Source organism: Helicobacter bilis ATCC 51630, from assembly GCF_000686565.1.
In the GTDB taxonomy this organism is placed as follows: domain Bacteria; phylum Campylobacterota; class Campylobacteria; order Campylobacterales; family Helicobacteraceae; genus Helicobacter_A; species Helicobacter_A bilis.
The window spans coordinates 1-6210 of record NZ_JMKW01000075.1; the positions used below are offsets into that span (position 1 = coordinate 1).

7 protein-coding genes are annotated in these 6210 nt (G+C 32.9%); all 7 read right to left on the bottom strand.

All coding sequences use genetic code 11. The features are described 5' to 3' along the window. Nucleotides 1-334: 334 nt before the first annotated feature. Nucleotides 335-688 carry a hypothetical protein gene (locus T368_RS0110475; RefSeq protein ID WP_004084621.1) on the bottom strand — a complete coding sequence of 118 codons (354 nt, stop codon included), beginning with the start codon at nucleotides 686-688 and terminating at the stop codon, nucleotides 335-337. 76 nt (nucleotides 689-764) lie between these two features. Then, the gene (dnaG, locus tag T368_RS0110480) at nucleotides 765-2342 is read right to left on the bottom strand and encodes a DNA primase (RefSeq protein ID WP_027338479.1); all 1578 of its coding nucleotides are present in this window, start codon (nucleotides 2340-2342) and stop codon (nucleotides 765-767) included. A gap of 183 nt (nucleotides 2343-2525) precedes the next feature. Further along, nucleotides 2526-3758, bottom strand: coding sequence for an RAD55 family ATPase (locus tag T368_RS0110485; protein WP_004084617.1), 1233 nt, complete (start codon nucleotides 3756-3758; stop codon nucleotides 2526-2528). A gap of 235 nt (nucleotides 3759-3993) precedes the next feature. Beyond that, nucleotides 3994-4362 carry a hypothetical protein gene (locus tag T368_RS0110490; RefSeq protein WP_004084615.1) on the bottom strand — a complete coding sequence of 123 codons (369 nt, stop codon included), beginning with the start codon at nucleotides 4360-4362 and terminating at the stop codon, nucleotides 3994-3996. A 323-nt stretch (nucleotides 4363-4685) separates the two neighbouring features. After that, nucleotides 4686-5015 (bottom strand): hypothetical protein, encoded by a 330-nt coding sequence (locus T368_RS0110505; RefSeq protein WP_004084613.1) that lies wholly within the window; start codon nucleotides 5013-5015, stop codon nucleotides 4686-4688. 124 nt (nucleotides 5016-5139) lie between these two features. After that, nucleotides 5140-5832, bottom strand: a complete 693-nt coding sequence (locus T368_RS0110510) for a helix-turn-helix domain-containing protein (RefSeq protein WP_004084612.1) — start codon at nucleotides 5830-5832, stop codon at nucleotides 5140-5142. Between the two features lie 145 nt (nucleotides 5833-5977). Beyond that, a complete protein-coding gene (locus T368_RS15700; RefSeq protein WP_004084610.1) occupies nucleotides 5978-6142 on the bottom strand; it encodes a hypothetical protein in 165 nt (54 codons plus the stop codon). Between the last annotated feature and the right edge of the window lie 68 nt (nucleotides 6143-6210).

Consider the following 6210-nt stretch of genomic DNA (forward strand, 5'->3'; position numbering starts at 1 on the left):
TCTTGTTGTGGGGGGAGTTGTTCTTCCATTTTTTATCCTTTTTTTAATATTCGTCTTTGTTATTTCATTTCAAAGATTAAGGCTAAAAATAGCTAGTCATTATCACAAAAGATAACTCCTAGCTATTTTTTACCTTAAAGCTTTAAAAGCAAATAATCAAATACTAGAATATGGGGTTATCTTGTTTGCTTTAACTGCAAACTAGAGACTTTAAAGCGTGAAGTATTTTGAGACGATTTTGCTTGTTTTCAAGGAAAATGCAAGGGAGTGTATTAAACATACACGACTGCCGCATTTTCTGCAGAATCAAGCAAAATCGTCCAAAAGACAAACGCTAACTATAAATTGTGCCTGATGTAAAATACAACACCCTTACTTTTATTCTTCCTTTTCTCGCACTTGTCTCAATAGTTAGCATAGAATCTTGCTTTAACCTTGTCTCAACCATTGATTTATACACCGCTTCAGTGGATAAATCAATATCATTTAATAAAAAGTCGCTTGAAAAATCAAATCCTACATCAATTGTGCCTGTATCTGCTTTTTCTATAATCTCAATACTTGCGGATAAAATCTCGCTGCCCTCTCGCATTAAAAAGATATTGTTTTTATCCTCTTTCAAGTTTTCTAGGTTTATTTCATGTGCTACTAAATAGCCTAGTGCGTGTATTCTGTCTGTTTGTGTCATGTTTATGCCTTTTATTTAATTTCTTGTATGGTAGTTTGTTTTTTTATTCATTTAAAGGGGGTGTCTTTTTACAAACTTAAAAAGGTATTTCTAACAACTCTTTTAACTCGCTGATTTTATCATTCAACCCCATAATATAATTAATGTCAATGTGTGTATTTCTTAAAATATCCCCCCTTTGCTTCTCTAAATTATGTATTTTAAATCGTAGCACTATCTTATAAAATAACTCTGTATCTATGCTTTCAATCTCTTTAAAGAGATATTCTCTTACTCTTGGGCTGTCTTTACTCTCTAAAATATCTTGGAATACATCTTTATTGGAAAAATCATTTGCATTTAATATATCTTGTGTGATAAAGACTTTATTTTTATCTCTTGCTAGTTGGGTTAATATAAAATCTTGTTCTTTTTTCTCTTGGCTGCTGTATTCTCTTGGCTCTTGTGTTGGCAGAGAGATATAAGCCTTTAAATACTTTTTTATATACTCTCTTGTAAAAATGTCTTTTGTGTTATTTAGAATCTTTTCATAACCTTGTATTATCTCTTTTTTCTCTTTTATGCTTTTTGCTAAACCTGTTTCTACTTTTAAGCAATAATCTATCCCATCATATTCAATAAATGGCAAGTCTTTTACATCACCCTTTGTGTAAAACTCGTTTAAATCTTTATAATCTTTATGTAGTCGTGTGATTTTAGTCTCAATATATCCATTTTCAAAGCAGAGTTTATACGCCCTTATGCTTCCCTGTCTTCCTGCATCATCTGAATCTAGGGCAATACATAGTGTTATATCATCTTTTAAAAGGCGGCTTAATAATCGCAGTTGATTTACATGTAAATTTGCACTACAAATAGCAAGGCTAGGAATACCTAATAAATTACAAGTGAGTGCATCAAAATAGCCCTCCACAATATAAAGTTTTTTATGTTTATGCTTTCTTACAATTTCACTAGCATTTGTGTAGTTATATAAAATGCTATTTTTCTTGTATAAAAAGCTTTCTTTGCTATTTATGTATTTTCCTGCCTTATAAAAATTAGCAAAGTCATGGACTCTGCCACTAAATCCTACTATCCTATTTTTTTCATCTCTAATACATAATAAGATTCTATCTTTAAAAAAATTATGTCCCTTTTCTGTTAAAAAGCCTAAAGAAAAAGCTAGTTGTGTCCCTAAAATCGCTTTTATTTCGTCTATCTCTAAGCAATACCCAAACCCATACTCTTCTAATACATCTTTTTTAAAACCCCTTTTTGCTAAATACTCTACAAGCTTTTCATTCTCCAATAAAGCTTTATAGCTTTTATAATACAACTTTTCTAGCTTCTCTTGTGTTGCTAGGCTTTTTGCATAATCTTTGCTTTGTGTTTCCTCTACTTGAATGCCACATATTTCACCCGCCTTTTTTATTGCGTTTGTAAAGTCTAGCCTTTCATATTTCATTATAAAATCAATGCCATTTCCGCCCTCACCGCACCCAAAGCAATGGAATATATTTTTTGCTTTGCTTACGCTCATGCTTGCTGTGTTTTCATTATGAAAAGGGCATTTTGTTATGTAGTTTGCCCCGCTTTTTTTAAGTGGAATATAACTTTGTATTATTTCTACAATGTCGATGTTAGACTTTATTTCGTTTATGTTTTGCATCATTCTTTATCCTTTAAAGCTTTCATCTTGTGGCAACATTTCACTGCAAAAGTAAAAGTCTCGTGCGGCAGTATTTTGAGGCGATTTTGTTTGTTTTCAAGTAAAATGCAAGGGAGTGTATATAAAATACATGACCGCCGCATTTTACGCAGAATCAAGCAAAAGCGTCCAAAAGACAACGCACCGCTAAAACATAGGTAGTTCGCTTAAATCTATAACCGTCGCCCCCATTACTGAATCCTTTGTGTTATAATCCTTATCCTTATATATATGCTTTGGGTCTTTCTCAAAAAGCTGGGTTTTAAAGTTTAGCAATATTTCTTCTTTAAAATGCTTGCCTGTTTGCTTGTTTTTCTTTACTTTTAAGCGTTTTATGGCATAACTTGTTAATGAATTATCCTTATTTTCTACATTTTCTAAGTGCATAATAATACTTGCTTCGTGCGCTCCTTTTTTACTCTTAAAAGGTGTGTCTGGATCGCTTTTGCTTGTTTGGACGATTAGCAGTATGATTAATTCCTTTTCATGTGCTAATTTTCCTAAAATCTCAAATTTTTCTGTCTCTTTCTCTTCACCATTGCCAACTTTTGTGTTATTGTTTTCTATTCGCATTTGAGAATCTATTAAAAAGACTTTTATGCCTTTTGTGTTGTTTAAATAAATTATCTTGTCTTTAATCTCTCTTATGTCATATCCATCTGTAATTGTGATGAGATTTTCTTTTTTTAGCAGTGGGTTTGGGTATTCTTTTCTTCTCCTTATATAAGCACTCAAAGTAAATTCAAAGCAAAAAAAGCATACCATCTCTTTTGCACTCATATTTTCTAGCATTTGTGTTGTAAGTGTGGTTTTCCCTGCTTCATAATCCCCGCTTATTAGGATTAATTGCCCTGTTGCAAGTCCGCCATTAAAAGCAGTGTCTAAAAACTCAATGCCAGTGGAATATGTCTTTTGCGGATCATATTGTTTTAAGCTTTTTTCTGCATCTGCAAAGCTTATAAAATCATCTGCTTTTGCCTGATATTGATATGGGGTTAATAGATTTGTGTCAAGTTGTATAACTTGTCTTTGTTGCACTTGTGAGAATATGTAACTTGCTAATTCCTCTTGCCTGTCTAATTGGACACAATATTCATACTCTTTTATGAGTGGGGCTAGATTTGCTATCTTACTTGCCTCTGTGTATTCTTTTAGGAAATTAGAATCTTGCAGGGTTACTATTTTGTTAAAAAATAGATTTTCGTTATAGGTTTTAGATTCTAGCATTTCTTCTAACATTGCATAGGCTTTTCTTGCTGTGTCGCTAAACTCTTTTATGATGTGATTAAAGGATTCTAGCTCCTTTTGTTGTAGCGTGTGATTTATGAAGCTTTTTATGAAAATGGCTTCTAGGCTGGTTCGTATTCCTTGTTGTTGCATTTGTTTCTTCCTTCTTTTAATTATTTTAAAAGCTTTCATTTTGGTTATACATTTCGCAAATTTTCTACATTTTGTCAAAATGTAGAAAAAATTACAAAAACTATAACGCAACCTTAAAAAGCTGGTTTTTGTTTTCTTTGTCTCGTTACTTTTCCTGTTTTGTTTGTTTCTTGTCATGTTGAGGCGTTAGCTGGAAACATCTCTTTATTTGCAAAAGAGATGACGCACCATTAAATTAATCCATTGCCCTGCCTACTAACTCCTGCAAAAAATACTTAATCCCTGCTTCCTTTGTGTCTAAAATCTCTGCAATAAAATATTTTCTCTTAAGCCTTAAGCCCTCATATTCTGTGATAAACTGCCCTTTTGTATCAAGCCTTGCACTCCTTGCTTTGAGATTTGCAAGGGTGATTATAGAATCTTGAAGTTTTAGCATGATTGTCGCCTTATTCTGCTTTTGTGTATCAAACAATATGCGTTTTTCCAAATCAAACAAAACATAATCTTTGTAAGGGGCTTTTAAGCTTTCAAATATCATGTTTAAAGCTTCTAACTCTTGGCAGGTTATATGGCTAGAGTTTTTTATAACTTGTAAAATATCCATGCTTAATCCTTTCTCTATAATTTTTGATAGCTTTCATCATAGCTTTCATCTTGGTTATGCAATTTAAGGGATTAAGTAGTTTTTATGATAGTCATTACCGCTTAGGTAACTCCTATCATAAAAACTACTTAAAACCCATAAAGCCATAACGCAATCTTAGAAAGCTTTGTTGTTTGTTTTCCTTGCCTCTTTGCTTTCTTGTCATGCCACCTTATTGTCATGTTGAGCCGCAAGGCGAAACATCTCTTTTTTTACAAAGCTAGAGATTTCCCCCTTTCGTTTCACTCAAGGGAAAACATGACAAAAGCAAACATAAACAGCCTTTATAACGCTAATAACTTTGCTAATTCCGCTTCTTCATCAAAGTCTTTATATCTCTCACTAAAGCTTTTATACTCACTAGACTCCATAACTCTTTTTTCATGCTTTCTTTGCTGCTTAGTTTGCATTGGATAAAGATCAGTCCAGCCTTTAGCTATGGTGTTTTCTACAATGGCAAACATGTCAAAGCCTCTGTATTTTAACTGCATAAATTTCGCTTGTATGCGTTTTAGCGTATGTTTGGATAGCTTCTTTTTCTCGCTTCGATATTCAATGTAATTTAAATATGCTTCTCTCTCTTGTGGCTCTAATTGGCTTATAAACTCAAACAATTCGCTTTCTTTCTTAGCTTTTTCTTGCCTTGTCTTTTCATTTGCTTTTTTAATAGCCTCATTGCATTGCTTCCATAGCTTTGATATGTCTAGGATTGCATATTGTCTTTTTGTATCTTTTGCCTCATTTTCGACTTTGTCGGATTCTTTTGTTTATATCTATTATATTATTATGTGTGGTAAAATTTGGTCTGACGATATTTTGGTTTGTCTCTTTGCTGCTTTTAGCGGATTTGCAAGTGTGGATTTGTTGCTTCGCAACTGCATCTGCACTCAAGGCTCGGTCATTATCGTTTAGATAACTCCCTTCGCCTTTCACTCGAAAACCGCTAAAATCATTCAAAGATACTTCGCCATTATCTAAAATAGCAAAGGGCTTTTTCTCTTCATAAGATTCTATTGGCTCACTATCTTGTAATACAGAATCACTATCTTTTAAGCTTAACAATACCCTTGTCTCTTTCTCTAGCTCTTTTACTTCTTTTAACTCTAGCTTATTTACTTCTAATTCTGCTTCAACTTCGTTAAAATCTTTTACAAACACATAAGCCACTTCATTTGTAAATCTGCCATTCTCTTGCTGTTGCACTCGTTTTATTAATCCCTCTTTATAAAGCTCGTTTAGATACTTATAAAAGGTTTTAATGTTTAATCCGCACTTTTTAGCCATTGTTTTGGCGCTGAATTTCCACTCTAAGCAATTTCGCCTTAATTTTGTATAAATAGCTATTGCCTGAATGCTTAAGTTGTCATTGTCTATAATTTCATTTGGAATGATTGTGAAGTTTCTTTTGGGGTTACTATATACTACAAACATGTTTTAATCCTTTCTCTATAATTTTTGATAGCTTTCATCTTGTGATAATATTTTAACGATTTGCCCTTTTTTATGATAGTCATTACGCATATAGGTAACTCCTACCATAAAAAAGGGCAAAAACATTAAAAGCCCACCATCAACCTTAAAAAGCTGGGTTTGTTTGCGTGGTTTGTTTCCGCATACTTAGTTCCTTTTGTTTTCTTTGTCTCATTGCCCTTTCCTTTTTTATTTGCAAAAAGGATTTTTCGCTACGCTCAACATGACAAAGTGAGATAAAAGAGGCAACATCACAAGCACAAACAATCATGTGAAAAACCTTTCTTTTTGCCCTATAAAGCAAACCTGTCAAACTCTGCAAAATAGTCTCTTAAATCC